Source organism: Avibacterium paragallinarum (assembly GCF_900450705.1).
In the GTDB taxonomy this organism is placed as follows: Bacteria; Pseudomonadota; Gammaproteobacteria; order Enterobacterales; family Pasteurellaceae; genus Avibacterium; species Avibacterium paragallinarum.
Genome location: NZ_UGHK01000003.1, coordinates 32,860 through 52,108, shown reverse-complemented (window position 1 = coordinate 52,108; position 19,249 = coordinate 32,860). Strand labels below are relative to the sequence as shown.

Below are 19,249 nucleotides of genomic sequence, written 5' to 3'. Positions count from 1 at the left end.
TTCCCCTTGGTCATATTTTCTCAAGAGAATTATGAATAATGTAAAGTTAGACCATTGGGAAATTTTCCTATTAGGAAAAATCAAAATTTCTCTTTTCACCTATTCCTTATTATTCGCTCAAGCCCTAAAAGATAGTGCCAGTACTCACGAAAGCAGCGTTTATACTTTCCGCTCGCTGTTTCTTTTAGGGTGCTTAAGTCACCTAGCGGAAATAAGGAAAGTTAAAATGCAATTAGCCAACCCAGAAAATAATCGATTGGTTGAACTATTAAAAGTCTCAGAAACTGCTAATCAATCATTTAATTATCTTATTGACTGTATTTATGACTCGTTAGAAAAATGCACACTTACAAAGCATTTTAATATTATTGAAGAGGATAAAGATTATAGCCTACTGAAAGCGAAACAATCATTAGAAAGAATGATTTTAGCGAGTGGTGATGATCCACGAGTGATTAAAATAGCACAAATAATATTGAGTAACTCAGGTATTTCATCTAGAGAAATAAAGATTTTAGATAATGGTAAGGTTATTACTAGAAAAATCTATTTTGTCCAACGATCTGATGGTGCAATAAAAATAGGATCATCGTTAGATGTACAGAAACGGCTTTCTGATATAGCTGCTCTGGTTGGTGATTTGAAATTATTGGGTGTGATAGATGGAACTATACGAATTGAAAAATCACTGCATAAAAAGTTCATAAATGATCATATTCATAATGAATGGTTTTCTCAAGAAAATATCAATCGTTTCATTAACGATTTAGGTATAAAAAATGCAAATTGAGCTTCCTATCCTAACAAAATAACCGCATCGAAGCCTATTGATAACTCATAGGCTTCTTTTTTTACTCTTTGTTATACAACAAAACTATAGCCCTGAAATTTGCAGAAAGAGCGTGTTTACAGAAGATCCCTGAAGCTTGTGGCGTAGTCCGTGTTATGAATTATGGATTATAGCTTTTTACTCCCCCTATCAATCTATCAATGAAAATTGGTAGGGGGTTCATTTGGAAATCTACTTTACAGCGTGGAGCTTTTTGTTCTCAAACATTGCCAAAACAATCTTTTTCATCTATTATTCAGTAAAGTTTGATTAATCAAATGATCGCTCTTTAACAGCACACAAAATTGCTCGATCACTTAACTTTTAGTTAGTGAGCTTTTTGTGTCGTTATTATTTTTACTAAAGGAAACGGAGATGAAAAAAAACAGCCATACTCGTTGCATTCGCAATTTCTTGTTGGGGTTTGGTTCTGTATTGAATATTGCTCCCGTTGTTTCTGCGTCTTCAACTATTGATACAGATTCAAACGAGTATCAATATTTTGATAATGCGTGGAAAGAAACAGGGCAATATCTACGCGAAGCGTTAGAAAAAAGAGAAGGTTTATAATGTCGGCAAACAAAAAGCTTTCAAAATCCCAGAATATTGATATTGTAAAAGAAGTGAAGAAAAATCCTTCTATTGTAGAAAGCATTTTAGAAATTCCTGAAGCTAGAGAACTCATTATTCAACAACAGAAAATTCATTCTGGTCCACTGCCAGCACCTGAAGATATTGAACGTTATAATCAAAGTATTCCTGACGGAGCAAACAGAATTATGGCAATGGCGGAAAAATCATTGAATTTAGCTGATAAACGCTTGCAATATGAATATTCATTGAAACAGAAAGATCAACATAATCAACATTTCGGGCAAAAAGTAGGGGTGTTTGTTGTTGCACTTTTCACCGCTTTATCCGCGTATCTCGCTTATTTAGGCGATACCACCAGCGCCGCATTATTGATGGGATCAGGATTGGTTTCACTGGTTACGGCATTTATTGTTGGTAATCATAAAAAATAATTTCTTTTCGAAAGCCTGTTTACAAAGACAGGCTTTTTTATTATCATTTATTTCAAGGCGTCGAAACCTACAACCAAAAGCGGAAATCCGCACCCGACAGCATAGCGGCTTTTTTATGCGTAAAATTTGTGTTTCTCCTATTTCTCATCACGAATGGATCGCACATTTCACTCTATGCCGAGAGGGCGGAGAATAAAATACCCGAAAGGGGAATAATCCCGACCGACTTTTGGCGGTTTTCGAACCTCTTGGCACCAACTTAAGGACTAGAAGTGCAATTTGTCGAAACAAGTGAGAATAACATCACTTATATTCATACCGAATTTAATATTGAAAATGTAACTTATTTAGCCATTTTTTCAAAAGATGATGAAACGTTATTTTTCTTTAACGATGACGTAAATATAACAAAATACATTCATCATCGTCAGGTATATTCTATTAAATTTCTTGTGAAAGATTATCTTGAAACAGAAAATGATGATTTGTACGCACCACCGTTGGATCATAAATTTGGCAAAAAACAAATTGCTGAATTAAAACAAAAACTTGAGGAAATTGTCTATCAGCATTATTTAAGGTTTAAGCCAGATTGCTATGTTTTTGTAGGGGAACGCCCTTCATTAATCAGAATGTATAAAAAACTTTGTGCAAACCCAAGCGATTTTATGGTAAACTTTAAGCCAATAACGGATTTAGGCAGTCATAGAGATTGTTTTGTGATAAAAACCCCATCCTACAAGGAGGAATAAGATGATGAAGAAAACGACCGCTGCCGAAATGAAAAAACAAGCAGCCCAAAAATTTAAAAAAGCGTATCAACAAGCAAAAAAGAACGGTTCGTTAAAAGAAATTTCGGAATAACGCCTTAGAGCGATCATCATCGAAAGATGAGCTTTTATGCCTTAGAGCAATCAACCCCTATCAATGAAAATTGGTAGGGTTTTTCATTTGACAATCTAAATTTATTTCATTACTATTAGCCCCATAGGTGTCGAAACCTAAGTAAGCGGTAATCCGCAACCGAAATCCAATGCGGTTTTTTTGTATCTAGAATTTGGTGTTTCTCCTTTTCTCAGCCAAGTTTGACAAAAAGTGGTAATTACAATCTATGATCGAGAGGGCGAGGAATACAATACCCGAAAGGGAAATAACTCCAGCTGTCTTACTCAGCTTTCGAACCTCTTGATCACCATATTTTTATGGCTTTAATTTCGAAAATTAAGTAAGGATAAATTATGTCAAATATCATCACCGCCGATTACAACGGCACTCAAGTTTTCTTTCAAGATGACGCTTATCTCAATGCAACAGCAATTGCTAAACGCTTTAACAAACGCCCTAATGATTGGCTAAATTTACCAACCACACAAGAGTACATTGAAGCCTTATCAAAAGCCGAAACAAGAAAATCTGGTAACGCTACCAAAGTGGAAAAATCCCACTTTGTAAAAACAGTAAGAGGTGGTAAAAATTTATCAAAGCAAGGAACTTGGCTACATCGCCGTTTAGCTGTTCCATTCGCCCGTTGGTTAAATGTTGAATTTGCAATTTGGTGCGATGAAGAAATCGAGAAAATACTAATCGGGCAAAAACAGGCAAACTTATTAACAACAGAAAATGACACCATCACCCCCGAAGAACAACGCCTTATTCAAAACGCCGTTGCTGCAACCCATCAACGCACAAAAATGAGTTATGGCGAAATCTGGGCAAGAGTGAAAAATAAATTTGCAGTGGCGAAATATGAGCAAATCAAACGCAAAGATCATCGTGATGTAATGATTTACATTGCTTCAATGCACCCAATGCAAGAATTGCCACCGAATAGCATTGCATTAGATATGGAAAATTTCTATATGCTAGCTAAAGCAATGAATTACATCAATCATTCTGTTGCCGCTTGGGAGCGTTTAGAGGATTTATTTTCCGACTTGGAAAGCCATAAAAACTACAAAACCGCTTTTAATCTTGGTACTGCTAGCAATCGACTTGCACAAGCGTTAGAAAGTTTTATCACAAAACACACGCCATTTCTAAAAAATGCAAGCATACGCGAAGAAATCGAAAACTTGATTTTTAACAGCCCAAGAACAGAGCAAAGCCCCACAAAAACGGTAAATTACTTACGTTAAAAACCTAACCAAAACCGACCGCACTTCCTCGTGAACCGTGCGGCGGTTTTGCTTACCTCAAATTCAGTAAAAAGGTGAAATTATGTTCAGAATTTTAATGATTATCGGCTTGTTGTGGTATGCGTATGAATTGGATTTAAAGGCTGACTGCGATGGGCATTATTGCGGAATAACCACAGATTTGTTAGTGAAAAAGTAAGAAAAAAACGACCGCACTTTGTTGTGCGGTTCTTTATCTTTACCACTTACTGAATAAACGTGTCCGTTTGAACAAATCGCATCGTAAATTCTTGCATTGCGTCTTCTCGGCGACTGAAATCATATTCAATGCCAACAGGGCGGGCGATAATGGTTTCTTCAAAGCCACCGTTATTTGTCGCATCATTCACAAAAGCGTGCAGAATGCGGATTTGCACTAAACCGTCTAATAATACGCCTACCGTGCCATCTTTATGGATCATTGCTGAGGCTTGTTGTTTGAAAAAGCGTTTGATTGTGCCTTGTTCATCGTCCATTGTGGTGATCGATATTTCCGCCTGTTGTGAGCTTTTTACGCCATCAATGATTGCCGAACCGACATTGTACTGATCAGCCTCAATGGAGAATGGCGTGTAATTAATTTCTGTCGCTAACATATTAAAATTAGAGGTAATCCCTCCGCCTTGTTCTCCTAATGCATTCAAAACAGGGATTGAATTAATAGCGTGATTGATGGCAGTTGTTGTAATTGATCCCGCAGCTTTGCCCCACGCACCACCGATACTAGACGAGAGTTCAGAACCGACTGCCTGACTAATCATTCCGCTTAGACTTCCAAATGCAGATCCTGAATAAGGGGAGATATTTAGGAGCCATAAATTCTTTCTTGCTTGCTCTGTCGCATAGGATAACATTATTAATCTTTTGACTTCTTCCTGAGATAACTTCGCTGTCAAAGGACTACTTGCAAGCCAAAACTTACTGGAATCGCTACCTATTAATCCTGGTATAAACTTATTGAGTACATTTGAGTTAATAATTGATCCCACAACATTTGCGACATTCTCAGCATTAAATCCTCCATTGATAAGTTGAACCGCCCCATTAAGAAAAGGGAGCTTATCAGAAGACATTTTAGACGCTGCTATTTTTACGCCCTGATTAACAAACGTATTTCCTATCTTCCCTAATGGGCTATCGCCAAATAAGTCCATTGCTCCGCTTCCTTTAGAACCAACTTCATCAAAAATTCCCATTTACTCCTCCCCTGTTTTATTTTGTCTAATTTGTGCTTCAACTTGATGCAAGGCAGATAATACATTAAGCTTTTGTTGTGCATTTTTTCTATCTTTCCTAAATCGCGTTGGTGTTGGATTACTTAATGTTTGGCGATAACGAGAAAATAAGGTCGCTGCTATTTTTTGTTCTTGTTCACTTAAAATATCCCCATTTTCAACTTGCATTTTTGCAATATGCCGTTCCATCTGTCGCCTTGTGGTTTGCGTTTTGACTATTTTCGTCTTATCTTTCACTTGATATTGTTTCAAAATCGCTTTCACCAAAAACTTATGAAATCCTGCATTTTTCTGAATTGTTTGCATTACCCGCAAAACGTGTTTACAAGCAATACCGTGTAAATTAGGATTGCGGATTTTAGGATAGGCTGTTTCTTTTCGTGCTAATGGATTTGTCCCCACATAAGCAAACCCGCCAATGGTTGCAATATAGCGATACCAGAATGTATGCCGTCCACAATCACAATCAAATTTTAATAATGAGGTTTTAAGTTGTTTGGCATCAATTTCGGCTTGCTTTTTAGGTTCGAGGTTAATCAGATGTTTGGTAATTGAACCAAATGCAGTAAATTCAACATTGACATAATGTTTAGTCTCATTATATTTACCACTTGCTGCTGTGATAAAAGTAATCACTAAAGATCCTCTTGATGGGAGATAGCTTGCAGCAACAGGCTGTGCCCAAGGAATTTCCTTACTTGCTCTGGTTCTATCAATCGCACGAGACTTATTAATCACAAACTCAGCTGTTACCCCCTCTTTATATTTGCTATCTAAACGATGTCGTTTTCTATCAAATTCAATGAGGTCCTCTGCAGTGATCGGTCTTGACACCCCACCTAATGTGGTATTTAAAATCTCAGAAAAACTCCCCTGAGATAAATCACCATACATTTCAGCAATTCTATGTTCAGGTAATAATCGAGAATGCTCTACGTGATTTCTTCGACTAATCTCTTGTTTAGCCCGAACTTTTTGGTGATTTAATTCAATGGACGCGATAGATGCTTGTCTTGCCATCATTAAATTCTCCCTTTCTGTGCTATTCCACCCGTTACGATATGAGCAATACGACGATCAGAAACATCTTGAGTCAAATATTGAGCAGCTGGATCTAATGAATTCGATGCTTGAGCAGTAGATTGTTCGACTTTTTGTTGCTCTATTGTTGCTTTTTTTGCCGTCTCTTGCTCAACGATTTTTAGCGACTCTTTTGAGGTATCTTGTGGCTGTTTAATCTTAGGTATAACCATACCATCTATCGATGAAACCGGTTTCATCTGAGAAAGTAAGTCTGTATTTTTCTCTACATATTGTTTACTTAATCCAGTCATCTCGACAGGGTTATTCATAAATTTATCAACAGAATTTAATTTGCTTTGCCCTTTTAGCAAGGCATCCCTTCCGTGAGCATTTGTCGTTACATTACCAATAATACCTGCACTAAAACGCGTAAAATCTTTTCCATAAGATCGATCTTTTAAATAAGCGTCGGCGACTTTGGCGGCGATAACTGGATCATTAACTAAGTCAGGGTTATTCACTAAATCTTCCCCGATCATTTGTCCATATCGCATATAATTAGCCCTTCCAGTCAATTGAACAAGCCCGCGACCTCTGAAACGCCAACCATCGCCCTCCTGAGTATTACCTAGCTTAGAGCCATTCGCATCAGCATATACAACGTTAGCGAGTGCCTCAGGATTACGAACTAACGTGTTTACATCCCCACCCCATTTTTTTATTTTTGCACCGTGTACAGCCATAATGCGTTCAGCCGAGCTATAATTCATATTTTCAGATGCCCCGTGTGCGAAATCGCCTGTTTCTCTCGCCATATTAGCAAGTGCAAAACGAATATCTTGTTCTGATGCACCATTCTTTCGAGCAATTTCAATATAGGCATCTCTCGCTTTAGCGGCATCCCCTTTATTATCAAATGAAACCACACTAGATGAATTGCTCACAGGCATACCGTTTTCAGTTATAGAAGAAGTCGGGTAGCCTACTTGCTCATTTATATAAGTCGCACCTCCTAATTTCTCTTTTAGAAAAGCAAAAATGTCATTTAATGTTGTAAAAATTAAACTTAGATATTCATTACTCAATGATACTCGTTCATTCGTATTACTGATTGCATTTACATTTTCTTCTTGAGAATGATTAACTTGTTGAAGCTGTTGCTCTACCTCTTGAGGCGAGTTTTCTGTAGGAGTTGAATGATTTAGCCCCAACCACTCACTGATCGTACTGATCGCAGAATCGGCTTTATCGACCGCCCAGTTTTTTACTGATGAACCAATATTTTTTGCACCCTGTACAGCTTGAATACCAAGTCCTACTGCACCATCCTTTATTTTTGCACCAATATTTTTAGTTGTTTTCCATACGCCTGAGAAATCTAATTCATTCCAAACAGATGTAATCCAACTACTCACGCCCTCCCAAATTTGGTTTAGCTTTTCCCCAAAACTTCCCCAATCAAGACTATCCCATTGCGTTTTGATCCAACTGCTTGTGCTATCCCACGCTGCACTGACTTTAGCGGAAAAACTATCCCAACTAAGATTGTCCCAAGTATCTTTTATCCACGCAATTGAAGCATCCCAAGCACCTGTAATTTTTTTACCAATAATACTCCAATCAAAATCTGCCGCCCACGCACCAATTTTTTCACCTATCCAGTCGCCGATCATTGCCCCTGCAATCGTGCCAACAGGCCCTAAAAGCGATCCAATCCCCCCTCCAATTAAGGTGCCAACAGCCCCGCCGACACGTTTACCACGGTTTGATTTTCCCTCTTCATCTCGGCTATCATCAAATAATCCGCCAATGCCATCGCCAATTGCTAAAAGTGAACCTAATATAGGAATTTTCTTTAATGCCCCCTTCCCTAATCGTCCAAGCCCACCAAATATACCTTTACCAAGTTTGCCAATACCTCCCAAAAGCCCAGCACCCAATTTACCCGCACCGCCAAGCATTTTTAAAAGACCTCTTCCAATTGCAGTGGCAAACATAAAAGGTAATCGAGCCAAAAGGAAAGGGAAGCGGGCAAACATTCTCAATAACCCAAATAATCGCCCAAAAACGCCATTTCCATTAGGCTTCTTCCAGATCCGCTTTAGCCAACTATTTTGTTGGTTATCAGCTTTTTCCTGTTGCTTAGTGAATTTTTTAAAAAATCGAAAGAAACGATTATGCTGACGCTGCTCTTTATCTTGGCCTCCAAATAACTTGCCAAATCCTCGCCCAGTAGCACCAACAACAGTTTTCGTGGTATCAAATACCGAACCTAGCGGCCCTGTAATTTCTTTGACGCCATCAATAAGCGGATCGAGATTATCAGGGGTATCTATGGCATCTTTAATTCCACTTAGCACTTCAACCATTGCGTTTTCGCGTGCAAGTTCCTGTGTTTCCTCCTCCGAATCTGATTTAGTCGGATTTTTTATGCCTTGTTCATCAAGTTCTGCCTCTTTGACAAAACGTCCGTCTTTATCTCGAACACGCCCGTTTTTATCTCGTTGCCATTGGTTAGGAAGCACTTCAGCATTCTCAGTCCTTTCCTTTTTCTTTGATGGTTTATTCTGTTCAAGAATAGGTTGCGTTTGCTGTTTCGAGCTTTTTGTCTGACGTGCTTTTACAACTGGATTTAATTTTTCTTTTCCTGGATGTGTTTTACGTTCTTTAAAATGTCCAGTGTCAAATCTTGATTTATCATTTCGTTCTTCTTTCTGTTTTACTTTATGCAAATTCTCCTGATTTTTTGACCGCACTTTATCAACGACCTTGGGGGTTTTCAGTGCTTGAATTAATGCCTCGTTTGTGCGTTTTTCTGACAAATGACGCGATTTTGCTTGTTTCTCGGCTTGTGCTAACAGTGCAATTTGACGACCACCAAAATTCTCCAAAATATCGCGAATAGATGCGGTATCTTCCTTAATCTCAACTAAGGTATCACGTTTTTGTTCTTCTATGGTTTGTGCTTCATTTTGATTCGGGTTTTCAAATAACCCATCTTTTTCTGACATTGTGCTACTCCTTGGCAAATTGAGATGCCACATTATCTAGCCCTGCTATCTTCTCGCCTCGGTAATTTTCCTATTAGGAAAAATCCAAAAATCCGAATTCAGCTCATTTCTAAAATGAAAGCTCTATTTACACAATACAGGAGCTTTTTATGGCATTAACAACAGCTGGACATTTGAAAAATCATTTTTCATTACGTCAAACAATGGGGGCAGACGCGACGAACTCTGATGCCACTTTAGTCATTGATGGTTACGAGAATTTCTTCATTAAAGTTAAGTCGTTTCCAGATCCCTCTAGTGGCATTAGCGGGAATATTGAAGTCCCTTCCCCACTTGGCAACATTTACTATAAGCCTCAACAAGCAAAAACGGCATTTAATGGTTCAGCATCATTTTTAGAAACCGAAGATCGTGCTGTTCAAGCAATGCTTGACGAGATCAAACTGAAAGGCGGTTACTTCAATGCGTGGCTATATCACGGCGATCCTGACAAATATGTCAATCGAAAACGCTTAGAAAAATGCTTCTTTGAACAAGCTGCACCAACACAGCGTGATATGCAGTCAAATACCGAAATCCTGCTTATCGAGGGTGATATTTCAGGCAATTACTTCGGTGAGATTGAACAAGGGAACGTTCAAACCTTAATGGGAGGCTACTAATCAATGATAGAAATGACGGTAAGCGAACTTGCTGAAAATTATTCAGGGCATTTGCGTCCGACAGGGCTTGTTATCACTGATGATGTCATTTTATCCCAAGCCCTTAAAGCTACTCGCTATTATGAGGGTTTTGGCGGATTGGCATTTTCTGAAGAAGGATCAAAGCAAATTACTCCTGATACCCCTTTAACCAAAAGTGAACTTACTGTCATTTCACCGTTATTTGAGCTTTATGTGGAACGAGAAAATGCACTCATTCTTGAAGCGAGCCGTACTCTAGGCGTTGAAGTCTATGGACGAACAGTATCGGAAATCAATAGCGATATTGTACAAAAAGAACAAGAAATTCAGCATTTAGCATTTCAATTCGATATTATCACTATCTAATAATGGAAATTATTTTACCTAATAACAAAGTGTTGCGAGGTGATTTAACGCCTCTTGTGATCAAAAGGACAGATTTAACTGCCGTGCCATCAACCCTTGAATGTTTGATTCGAGTTGATAATGAATTAAATGAATTTATTCAAGAAGGGGAAATCATATCACTCGCTGAAAAAGACCTGAAGTATCGAATTATTGCTACCTCAAAGCAAGGCGATGGAATTAGAACCCAGGGAAACCCAGACTACACCCTGACTAAAGTCATTGCAATCTTAGATTCTTGTCATCAAATTGCTTTCGCAAAACAAAAAGCCATCATAAAAGAAAACACGAATTTTAGCACAATTTATCGTGCTTGCGGAGCAACTATTGGCGTATCAAAGGATATTAAAGTGCGTCGTTTTTCCTGTTATATCGGCTCCCCACCGAGTTTTCAAATTCAACAAGCTTTGCAACGTGAAGCAGCAACGATAGTTTGGGATGGCAAACAAACTATCGCTTTTACCCGATTACGAGATCTATTTGAACAGCCACCTAAAGAAATTTTGCAACAAGATTGTACACAAGAATTTATTAGTGGTTTTGTCGAACGACACGAAATACCCGCCTATTATTCAAATACAGAAAATGGTGATGTAATTACATCAACCACCAAATTAGGACGAGGAGCGGATTTTGCAATGTTTGCCGATAAGCAAATCTTAAATAATCTATCCACTTACCTAATTCAACGAAAAGTATGGACAACTAGGCTGACTCCTAATATCAATGCAGGAGATATCATAGAAGTGGAACATAAAAAGTATGTAATCATCACTGCAACCCATCTATTCAGCCAGTTTGACGCTGGTTCAGGATCGCAATTAAGCCGATTTTGGCTGGGCGAATTATCTAATATGGTGAATAAAACAAAATAAGAGGAAAAATGAAATTATTACCTGCTGAAGTGAAAAGTTGGGACGGTGTAAAAATGCGAATCGCCATTCCGGGCTATACCGATGGAGCAGATCAATTTCCCGAAGCGGAAATTTGCTACCCACTTGCCGATAGACCCGCTGATACGGGCTATAAAATTCTCCCCGGTGATGCCATTTGGATTATGTTTAACGGCGGCGATGAAAATAGCCCTATTGTAATGGGCTTTCGCAATAAAAATACAGGACTCAATAAAGATAAACGCTTTCTTGAGCATAAAAACTTTGAAACCAAAGCCGAAAATGTAATGAAAGAAAGTGCAAAAACCCACGAAATAACTGCAACAGATTTATTCACCGTAACTAGCGGAAAAATTGTCTTTAATGCACCGGTACAGATCAACGGAGCATTAAGTGCTTCTGGCGATGTTTCCATAGAAGGCGGATTTAATGCCAAAGGCAATATTTCAACGGAGGGAAACATTAATGCAACTGGCGATATTCATTCTAGAGGCTCTATCACTGACAGTGATGGAGATGGCGGTGCTTAGTTAAGTTATTTGCTCTTCTGTTCGCGTGTAGCGGTATAAATGATCACCCTACACGCCAACATCATTGAATACCCATTATTCTAACGATTAACTATGATTTCTTGCACTTACCATTAATCCCCTTACCCATTGCGGGATTTTCTGGCTATCCAATCCCATTACTCTCACTTGGGCGATAAGTTCCAACAACCGATTTAAATCAAGATCACGTTCAATCACAACAAGTGGCGAATGGTATTGTTCTAATTCGGTGTAAATATCATCAATTAACGTTGGCTTAGTGTCCGCCAATTTGGCATTTACCCAAGCTCCCTTTTTATATTCTTTAAGTACTCCATCAAAATATAAGGTTTCGCCCTCTTGATAGGTGATGACAGGTTCAGCGGCAGTATTGAGTAATGCCCAATCAATCCGCGAACCTTCAAAACGACGTAGTAATTTAGCAATATTGGCAATACTCTCATCAGACATTACCGCTAACACATCCTCACCATATTTTGACCGCACTTTGCTTTCTGTACCCAGAATATATTGTGGGTTCACTTTAAAATAACGACCACTAATAAAAGTTTCCCATAAAACATTCGCTTCTTTTAATGTTTCTGGTGATAAATTTGCCAATTCATCAATAATCAGTTTGTTAAGTCGGCTATGTTTCTTAAAGACTAATACATCAGTAACCACATCAGCCCCAGCAGTTTCAAACAGTTTATTTGGCAACCGATACGCCCCCATAAATTCCGCTTTTAGAGAAATTTGATGGCGGATTTTGCGATAGCGTGTTCCCGTCATAATGCCTGTACCACTCATAAACACAGCTAGCCCATTCGGACGTAATTTATCTAGCGAACGCAAAATAAAGTAACTTTCTAGGTTTTCTTTTTGATAACGGCTATCTTTAAATTGATTACCCCCGCGATTATCCCCAAAAGGAACATTGGTAATCACTGCATCAACAATTTCATCTTCTGTCGCAGCAGCAACCGCCTCAAAGGGACTGATCGTAACTTTATGGCTATCATCATTAAATAAAATCTGATTGATTGTGCCACTCGTCTGATCAAGCTCAATACTTTCCATTAAAACATTTTGGGGGGCGGTCGCACTAAAAATCCCCGTTCCTGCACAAGGATCAAGTACTTTCCCGCCGTTAAATCCCATCTCTGTTAATAAATCCCACATTCCCTGTGCAATTGGTTTTGGCGTGTAATATTCATAACTTGAACCTCGTGTCCCCTCTGCTGTCGTTAAGCCTCCGCCAGAACCTGAATAAGTGGAAAGTATGATTTTTTGTTCAGGCGTAATATCCTCAATATTCAACTCTCCACGCTGAACTTTCTGCACAATTTCAATGGCTGCATTGTTAGCGGCTTGGCGTTGTGTTTGAGTTATGCCTTGAGGATTGTAATTAAATAAATCTGTAGGATTAACCACAGTTTGTGGTTCATCTTCTAGAGAGATTGGATTGCCATCAAGATCGGTGATAGAAATAATTTCAATATTCCAGCCATCATTATTGACAACATTTTCATCTAGATGTACATTATCCAAACAAGGGAAAGTCTCAGAATTGCGAGATATTCCTTTTGCAAGACTGACGTAGTCCGGGCTTCTTACCTGGGTAGCTGCATCAGTTGATTGAGAGCTATCAAGTAGTTGGTAGCTCTCTTTATTTTTGCCGTCATAATGAAGTGAGTAGGCATAAAATTCATATTGCTGCGTAGCTGGGTTTTTGATAACGATAATTCTAGCATTTACAATAAAACCTAGGCTTTCTAGTTTAACGCTATCGCTAAACGAATGAAATTCTGAAAATTCGTCATTTCGCATTTTTTTAGATGGCACTTGTCCGTCATAATGTCCCTTTAGTATTTGTGGAACAAAAGGAATGAGATGTGCTTTGATCTCATCTTTTTTCATTCCTTTTTTCATTTCACGCCAAGACCCACCAATTAGCCATACTTTACCAATTTGAGTATTAACAAATTTTCCTTGTAATTTTTCTCGAAAATAACTTCTTGCCGCCTCAAATGAAGACTGTGTATTTAAGCTTTTTGAAAGAGCGTGATTTGATTGGCTAACGTCAATCTCTTTTTCATTTTGAACAAGTAAACTTTCTTCTCTTTCTTTCACTAATCCCAGCTGCTTCCGCAATACTATGACTTGTTTAATCAATTCCATTTTCTTTAATGGGTTCATTTCGGCATTTCGATCATTTACAGCTTGATTGAGCGATTTAACAAGCTTCATTTTTTCTAATAAATTCATATTAAAATTCCTTACGTTGTGGCACTTTGCCGAAGAATTTAGCCATTCTTGTTACTATACGAGCGGTTAATGATTGGGGCTGGATATAAATTTCTTTATACAAAATCCCTATTACCTCAGCAGTTCCCATTGCCCTAACAATCTCTCTTGCATCGTCCCAACTTTCGGCTTCAACTTTAAAACTACGTAGTTTGCCGTTATACTGATAATCACATAAATAAATTTCTTTTTTCTTTTCTTGCTGCTGCATAAGGAGTCTCCGATGAATAGTTTAAATGGATTACATTTCCAAATTTACCGTGATACGGGCTTAAAATGGCGTTGGCGTTTATGGCTAGATGATAAGATTATTGCAACTGGACACCAAGGATATAAAGACTACGACCAGGCCCAAGCAGAAATCTGGCATGTTATGGAAGCAAATCCTCAAACACCTATTATCGCCTAATCAAAATAATAAACCCTGCCAAATAGCAGGGCTTGTTTCTTTTTCCTTATTGATTATTCTGTTGCAATAGCATATTCATCGGTTTTATTCGCATAAGCATCTACGGCTTTTGATACCAATTCTTCATTATAGTCATAAACCCGAGTGGCGATTGGTTCTAATTTGTTGTAAAAATCATCGGCTAATACATCAATTTTGCAGTCAATCACATCTTGCAAAAATTGAATATCAGCTTGTTTTTGTTCATCTAGTTCAATAGCGTTATTCACCGCATTCTCCTCTACCTCATTTTCTTCTTGTTCATCTAATTGATCCAAATCAATCAAATTACCCTCTTTATCACGAATTTCGAGAATAATTAATGTTGCTAAAAGATCTTCCTCTTGCACATCGTCTAAAATAGCAGTATTATCATTCATGCCATTATTAGGCGGAGGTGGCTCTTGACGGTTTTCCGTTCCAATGAATCCAGCAAAGTCTATAATGGCATTTTTATTACCATCGTCTAAAATGACTTTATGATGATAGGCAAGTAAATTAGGTAATGTTTCTAACGTCCCATCTAGTTTCTCTCCCGCTTTTGCTTGAATTTTTACCATATTTTTATCAATTTCTACGGTTTTTTCATACAAATGGAAAGCGACAAATTTGTCATTTCGTTCTTTATTTAAAGTTTGTCGCTCAATAAATTGTCCTGTTGAAAATATTTCTGCGACTTTAGTTGCTGCTTTCGCAGCCAAGACTGAACGGCTACCATCAAAGCTCAAATGTTTTACGCTATCTGAGCGATTAAACGCCACCGTTTTATTATCAACCGTTTTAATAATCTTCCCTTGTAAATTAGCTTTCAGCCAGTTTTCCACTACTTCGGCTAATTCTTTACGACTTGCATTTTCGGGCAATACTAACTCAGGCAAATTATCATCAACAGTTTCATTTATTGTCTCTTTGGGCGTAATCCCCAAAATATCTTCTCCTTTAACAAAAACAATTTCAGGTAAATTTCCTTTCACATAAGTGCGGAAGAATGTTTCGACTTTTTGTTTTAATTCTGCTTCAGAAGAAGCCTTAATTTCCTCTTTTCCACCTGCCGACCATTGAATATAGGCACCATATTCACTCTCTTCTTGATTATGCCAAACGTTAAAATAGTGCGTCTTGCTCCGCCCTTTCGTAGCTTGATAGTAGCCATTTAACGTAGGCGCAGCTTTACGCAATGGGCGATAGTGTTTTTCTTCTTCAATTAACTTATCTGCTAATTGGATAGCCTCAGCAACACTGTTGGCTTTGTCATAGGCCCCTGCAACTTGAGGTTGCTCGCTATTACTTTCTGTTATGTCAATCACATAACCTTCTTGTGGCGAAACATCAACCCAATAGCTTTTCTCCCCATTGCTATACCAGTTAGCTGTGATATGAACATCATAAGGTTCTTCGGTTTTGTACACAGAATAAGTAGAAGATTTACCATCAATTGAAAATGGCTCTAGTGTATATCCAGCCTGTTTAAATTGTTCAATTTCTTCATCTCTTCCAGCTAAAACAGGTCTATAACCCTCCCCTTGATAGAGTGAAGAAGTATGAAGTAAAACAGGTGTAGGTTGGAACTTTTCAGGCTCAGTAGTATTTTCTGGCTCTTCTGTTGGAGCCTCTGACTCATCTTCATCATCTTTCAACTCAACCCAGTTGCCGTTTTCATCTTGATATTCCACAAACAGATTTAAAACATATCTTCCCTCACTCTCTGCACTATCTAAGGTAGGCTGAGATTGTAAGACTGCTAAAGCCTCTTTGATCGAAGCAATATGCTCACGCTCAAGTTCGGCTTGGGCGATATTCCCCTCTTGCTCGTTAATTGGCAAATTATTTTCAAGGACGCTTAATGCTGCTTCAAGCTGATCTTGTGCAAGTTTTGTCGCGTCAATAACCAATCCGTCATCAAGGGTTGCGGCATAGTTTAATGCAATCATTAAGTTAGCTTGTTGCGTATCATCAAGTAAAAGTGGATTGAGGCTATTTTTCACTTGCTTACCATTTAGAATGGCGGTATTATCAGGCTGTGGCTCAGATTGAGCTTGGATTAGGCGACTCTCACCGTATTTGCTCGGCAAGTTTGTAGCCTTTTCTACATCAATACCATCTAGAATAGCGATATTATCAAGCAGTAGCTCAGATGATTGAGCTTGGTAAAGGTTGGAAACAGAGGATTTGTTAGCCTCGTACGATCCAACCTTTTTCATTTCTATGCTATCCATAATTGCATCGAAACCGTCTTTACTATTGCATTCTCCCTCTAAGTTTTCTATACTGTTTCCAGTTGCACTTTTTGCATTGAATGTCCCTGGAATTGTGTTCAGGAAGGGTTCTATGCTATCAAGTGCAACTTTATTTTTCTCAAGCGTTAAATCATAATGAAGTAATCCATTAGTGTCCTCTTCAATTACGACATTAATTTTTAATGGTCTATTATCAACCAAAACGTGATTTTCTAAATGAAAATATCTTAATACATTAGGCTTTTTATCGCTTTTAAAATTATCTTGGATATAGTCCTTGCTGCCTTTAGCCGTTTTGATAATCTCTTCAAGTTGTGCTAATGCTTTTAATTTTAGAGGGTTGGCTGAGTTTGCTAACGTTTTCTTAATACCTCGCTTGCGGATCTCAATATCTCTATCTAAAAATAGGTTTTTAACCCACTTTCCTTTTAAAGTTTCAGTTAAATGTTCTAACACTTTACTCCGTAATGCCTTTTTGCCCTCTTCCGTCTCAGTGTCAAACTCGCCAAATTCTTTGCCTGAAATCACTATAGGTTGATCTTCTTGTAATTTATCCTCTGTTTTTTCTACTTGTACACTTCCCTCTTCCTCCTCAATCACATCGCCTTTTTCATCTAAAAGAATGATATTGATCATATATTCTTCTTGAGCTTCATCTAGAATAATGTTATTGTTTTCTCTAGCAAAAGCCGTTATGGTTGATTGATCTTTCTCTGGATAGGTATCAGAGCCGATATCAATATTATCCATAATGGCTTTTGATTTTCTTGGTAAAATGAAGTCATAATGCAATAGCCCTTTTTCATCTTGCTCAATCAACACGTCAAAATTCACGTTTTCGCCAGCAATATTTACGCTATTTGCAAAACGATAATAGCCTTTTACATTACGCTTTTTCCCCTTTTTCGTGTTTTCTTCCCAAGCTGCTATACCATTCTTAGGTTTTGCTGTTGCAATAACCTGTTCTATAACAGCCGCAATTTGCAATTTTTTAGGATTAGCAGACCACGCGATAAGCTCGTTAATTCCACGTTGTCTAATTTCAATATCTTGATCTAACGCTTTATTTCTAATCCATTTTCCTTTTAAGTTATTTTCTAAGTACTCACGCACTGCCATTCTAAACTTAGTCTTCCCCTCTTCGCTCTCCGTATCAAACTCGCCAAATTCTTTGCCTGAAATCGCTATAGGTTGTTCTTTATCTTCTTCCTTGTCACTTTCCACTTGACTTAAACGCAATGCTTTTAATGCCTTATCAACAGGTTCATTAATCATTTCTGCGATTGCCTCAGGGGTATCAGTTAATTCATCGGTGTAGCTAAGGTTTAATTCAGGAATTGAATAAGTTACGCCGATCATATTTGTGCCTGATTTTGAATAATGATAGGTTTCGGTTAAAACGTACCCCTCTTTACTTAATTCTTTGTAACTCTCACCTTTCCACCCCTTATCTCTCAACATATTGCGAACAGCAACCACTCGGGCTTGGTAAATATTATCTAACTCATCTTCGCGGTCTGATAAACGATCTAAGGCTTTTAATTCAGCGTAAAGCGAAGCGTTAAGTTCGCTATCCATTAAGCGTTCATCTTCAAGGAGCTGGTCCACCTCTTCTTGTGCCTTCAAATATTGAAGTTCATCAATTTTTTTCAATTTCTGAGCAAGAATTTTTTCCTTTTCCGCAACACGCGTACGCAACGCATTGACACGTTCAAGGCGTTCTTTGCGATTTTTATTTTGGCGAGCAAAGGCAGCAGAATTTTTAGCGGCAATTTTCATAATGCGTAATGCCACTTGACGCACATCAATATCCTTACCTTTTTCTGGGGCAACTACAATCGTAATATCTTTTTTGTTTAGCAACCATTTGAAAGAAATCACCTCATCTTGTGGGGTAATTTTTTTCGGGGTTGTATCGGGATTATGAAAATAGATAGAAACGGTTTGCCCATCAGAGAGTTCAAATAAAGCGACTACATTTGCCGTGCCTAATCGCATAAACGGATCGGAGATTTGATAACCTACCACAGTAAGCGGTACTGTTTTCCCTTCACTATCTTTTACATCAACGCCTGATCGGGACATCACACGTTGCATAATATTCATTTTTGCTGTCAATTTGGCATATTGTGCAATAATTGCATCCATAATCAGTGCATTACTTGGTTCTGTTCCATCAAGAACATCATCCATTGTGCAAGGCTCATACATCAGCCCTGCTTTCATATCATCGTTTCGTAATGCGTCAAATAATTGCTCAACAGTGGTATTTACTGGGTTTTGTTGGTTATCCCAAAAAGTCAGATTAAGTGCCATATCAAATTATCCTTTTGTGAAAATAATAGGCACAGCATACGCACTTACTTTAAAGCGATGATTGCAATTTTCCTATTAGGAAAAATACCGCACTTTTTCTCACTGTATTTTTCATAATACGGGTATGTATCTC

Annotated in this window: 16 protein-coding genes; 10 read left to right on the top strand and 6 right to left on the bottom strand. The window is 38.1% G+C overall.

Translation table 11 applies throughout. The features are described from left to right. The first annotated feature begins 31 nt into the window (after nt 1–31). From DXZ23_RS14590 to DXZ23_RS14570, 5 genes are all read left to right on the top strand, one after another. Complete coding sequence (locus DXZ23_RS14590) at nt 32–790, top strand: GIY-YIG nuclease family protein (protein ID WP_021724764.1); 759 nt, start codon at nt 32–34, stop codon at nt 788–790. A gap of 414 nt (nt 791–1,204) precedes the next feature. Beyond that, nucleotides 1,205–1,399: a hypothetical protein gene (locus tag DXZ23_RS14585; protein ID WP_017807196.1), complete on the top strand. Its 195-nt coding sequence runs from the start codon at nt 1,205–1,207 to the stop codon at nt 1,397–1,399. Beyond that, complete coding sequence (locus DXZ23_RS14580) at nt 1,399–1,854, top strand: DUF2335 domain-containing protein (protein ID WP_017807195.1); 456 nt, start codon at nt 1,399–1,401, stop codon at nt 1,852–1,854. The genes DXZ23_RS14585 and DXZ23_RS14580 overlap by 1 nt, the downstream gene beginning before the upstream one ends. Before the next feature lie 272 nt (nt 1,855–2,126). Then, nucleotides 2,127–2,606: a hypothetical protein gene (locus tag DXZ23_RS14575; RefSeq protein ID WP_017807194.1), complete on the top strand. Its 480-nt coding sequence runs from the start codon at nt 2,127–2,129 to the stop codon at nt 2,604–2,606. 486 nt (nt 2,607–3,092) lie between these two features. Next, on the top strand, nt 3,093–3,989 hold the full coding sequence (locus tag DXZ23_RS14570; protein WP_021724766.1) for a KilA-N domain-containing protein: 897 nt from the start codon (nt 3,093–3,095) through the stop codon (nt 3,987–3,989). A gap of 245 nt (nt 3,990–4,234) precedes the next feature. Here DXZ23_RS14570 and DXZ23_RS14565 read toward each other — a convergent pair whose 3' ends face one another. The 3 genes from DXZ23_RS14565 to DXZ23_RS14555 are packed head-to-tail and all read right to left on the bottom strand — an operon-like array spanning nt 4,235 to nt 9,297. Further along, nucleotides 4,235–5,224, bottom strand: coding sequence for a hypothetical protein (locus DXZ23_RS14565; RefSeq protein ID WP_017807190.1), 990 nt, complete (start codon nt 5,222–5,224; stop codon nt 4,235–4,237). Next, nucleotides 5,225–6,286: a hypothetical protein gene (locus tag DXZ23_RS14560; protein WP_021724768.1), complete on the bottom strand. Its 1,062-nt coding sequence runs from the start codon at nt 6,284–6,286 to the stop codon at nt 5,225–5,227. Further along, a complete protein-coding gene (locus tag DXZ23_RS14555) occupies nt 6,286–9,297 on the bottom strand; it encodes a glycoside hydrolase family 19 protein (protein WP_017807188.1) in 3,012 nt (1,003 codons plus the stop codon). The genes DXZ23_RS14560 and DXZ23_RS14555 overlap by 1 nt, the downstream gene beginning before the upstream one ends. A gap of 149 nt (nt 9,298–9,446) precedes the next feature. Between DXZ23_RS14555 and DXZ23_RS14550 the strand changes: the two genes are divergently transcribed. The 4 genes from DXZ23_RS14550 to DXZ23_RS14535 are packed head-to-tail and all read left to right on the top strand — an operon-like array spanning nt 9,447 to nt 11,808. After that, nucleotides 9,447–9,959: a hypothetical protein gene (locus tag DXZ23_RS14550; RefSeq protein WP_017807187.1), complete on the top strand. Its 513-nt coding sequence runs from the start codon at nt 9,447–9,449 to the stop codon at nt 9,957–9,959. Between the two features lie 3 nt (nt 9,960–9,962). Next, nucleotides 9,963–10,346: a hypothetical protein gene (locus tag DXZ23_RS14545; protein WP_017807186.1), complete on the top strand. Its 384-nt coding sequence runs from the start codon at nt 9,963–9,965 to the stop codon at nt 10,344–10,346. A gap of 2 nt (nt 10,347–10,348) precedes the next feature. Then, nucleotides 10,349–11,260 carry a hypothetical protein gene (locus DXZ23_RS14540; RefSeq protein WP_017807185.1) on the top strand — a complete coding sequence of 304 codons (912 nt, stop codon included), beginning with the start codon at nt 10,349–10,351 and terminating at the stop codon, nt 11,258–11,260. 8 nt (nt 11,261–11,268) lie between these two features. Continuing rightward, nucleotides 11,269–11,808, top strand: coding sequence for a hypothetical protein (locus DXZ23_RS14535; protein ID WP_017807184.1), 540 nt, complete (start codon nt 11,269–11,271; stop codon nt 11,806–11,808). A gap of 87 nt (nt 11,809–11,895) precedes the next feature. Here the strand turns inward: DXZ23_RS14535 and DXZ23_RS14530 are convergent, their stop codons facing one another. Both DXZ23_RS14530 and DXZ23_RS14525 read right to left on the bottom strand, forming a co-directional pair. Next, complete coding sequence (locus DXZ23_RS14530; protein WP_017807183.1) at nt 11,896–14,076, bottom strand: N-6 DNA methylase; 2,181 nt, start codon at nt 14,074–14,076, stop codon at nt 11,896–11,898. 1 nt (nt 14,077) lies between these two features. Continuing rightward, nucleotides 14,078–14,326: a hypothetical protein gene (locus tag DXZ23_RS14525; protein WP_017807182.1), complete on the bottom strand. Its 249-nt coding sequence runs from the start codon at nt 14,324–14,326 to the stop codon at nt 14,078–14,080. A 12-nt stretch (nt 14,327–14,338) separates the two neighbouring features. On the opposite strand from DXZ23_RS14525, the gene DXZ23_RS14520 reads away from it, so the two are divergent. Beyond that, entirely contained in the window at nt 14,339–14,524 is a 186-nt protein-coding gene (locus DXZ23_RS14520; protein ID WP_017807181.1) for a YegP family protein, read from the top strand. A gap of 53 nt (nt 14,525–14,577) precedes the next feature. On the opposite strand, the gene DXZ23_RS14515 is transcribed toward DXZ23_RS14520, so the two are convergent. Next, complete coding sequence (locus DXZ23_RS14515) at nt 14,578–19,116, bottom strand: LPD3 domain-containing protein (RefSeq protein ID WP_021724772.1); 4,539 nt, start codon at nt 19,114–19,116, stop codon at nt 14,578–14,580. Nucleotides 19,117–19,249: the final 133 nt, after the last annotated feature.

Coding starts and splice junctions, on each gene's coding strand:
- DXZ23_RS14590 (WP_021724764.1), top strand. CDS start 32: ATGAATAATGTAAAGTTAGACCATTGGGAAATTTTCCTATTAGGAAAA.
- DXZ23_RS14585 (WP_017807196.1), top strand. CDS start 1,205: ATGAAAAAAAACAGCCATACTCGTTGCATTCGCAATTTCTTGTTGGGG.
- DXZ23_RS14580 (WP_017807195.1), top strand. CDS start 1,399: ATGTCGGCAAACAAAAAGCTTTCAAAATCCCAGAATATTGATATTGTA.
- DXZ23_RS14570 (WP_021724766.1), top strand. CDS start 3,093: ATGTCAAATATCATCACCGCCGATTACAACGGCACTCAAGTTTTCTTT.
- DXZ23_RS14565 (WP_017807190.1), bottom strand. CDS start 5,224: ATGGGAATTTTTGATGAAGTTGGTTCTAAAGGAAGCGGAGCAATGGAC.
- DXZ23_RS14560 (WP_021724768.1), bottom strand. CDS start 6,286: ATGATGGCAAGACAAGCATCTATCGCGTCCATTGAATTAAATCACCAA.
- DXZ23_RS14555 (WP_017807188.1), bottom strand. CDS start 9,297: ATGTCAGAAAAAGATGGGTTATTTGAAAACCCGAATCAAAATGAAGCA.
- DXZ23_RS14550 (WP_017807187.1), top strand. CDS start 9,447: ATGGCATTAACAACAGCTGGACATTTGAAAAATCATTTTTCATTACGT.
- DXZ23_RS14545 (WP_017807186.1), top strand. CDS start 9,963: ATGATAGAAATGACGGTAAGCGAACTTGCTGAAAATTATTCAGGGCAT.
- DXZ23_RS14540 (WP_017807185.1), top strand. CDS start 10,349: ATGGAAATTATTTTACCTAATAACAAAGTGTTGCGAGGTGATTTAACG.
- DXZ23_RS14535 (WP_017807184.1), top strand. CDS start 11,269: ATGAAATTATTACCTGCTGAAGTGAAAAGTTGGGACGGTGTAAAAATG.
- DXZ23_RS14530 (WP_017807183.1), bottom strand. CDS start 14,076: ATGAATTTATTAGAAAAAATGAAGCTTGTTAAATCGCTCAATCAAGCT.
- DXZ23_RS14525 (WP_017807182.1), bottom strand. CDS start 14,326: ATGCAGCAGCAAGAAAAGAAAAAAGAAATTTATTTATGTGATTATCAG.
- DXZ23_RS14520 (WP_017807181.1), top strand. CDS start 14,339: ATGAATAGTTTAAATGGATTACATTTCCAAATTTACCGTGATACGGGC.
- DXZ23_RS14515 (WP_021724772.1), bottom strand. CDS start 19,116: ATGGCACTTAATCTGACTTTTTGGGATAACCAACAAAACCCAGTAAAT.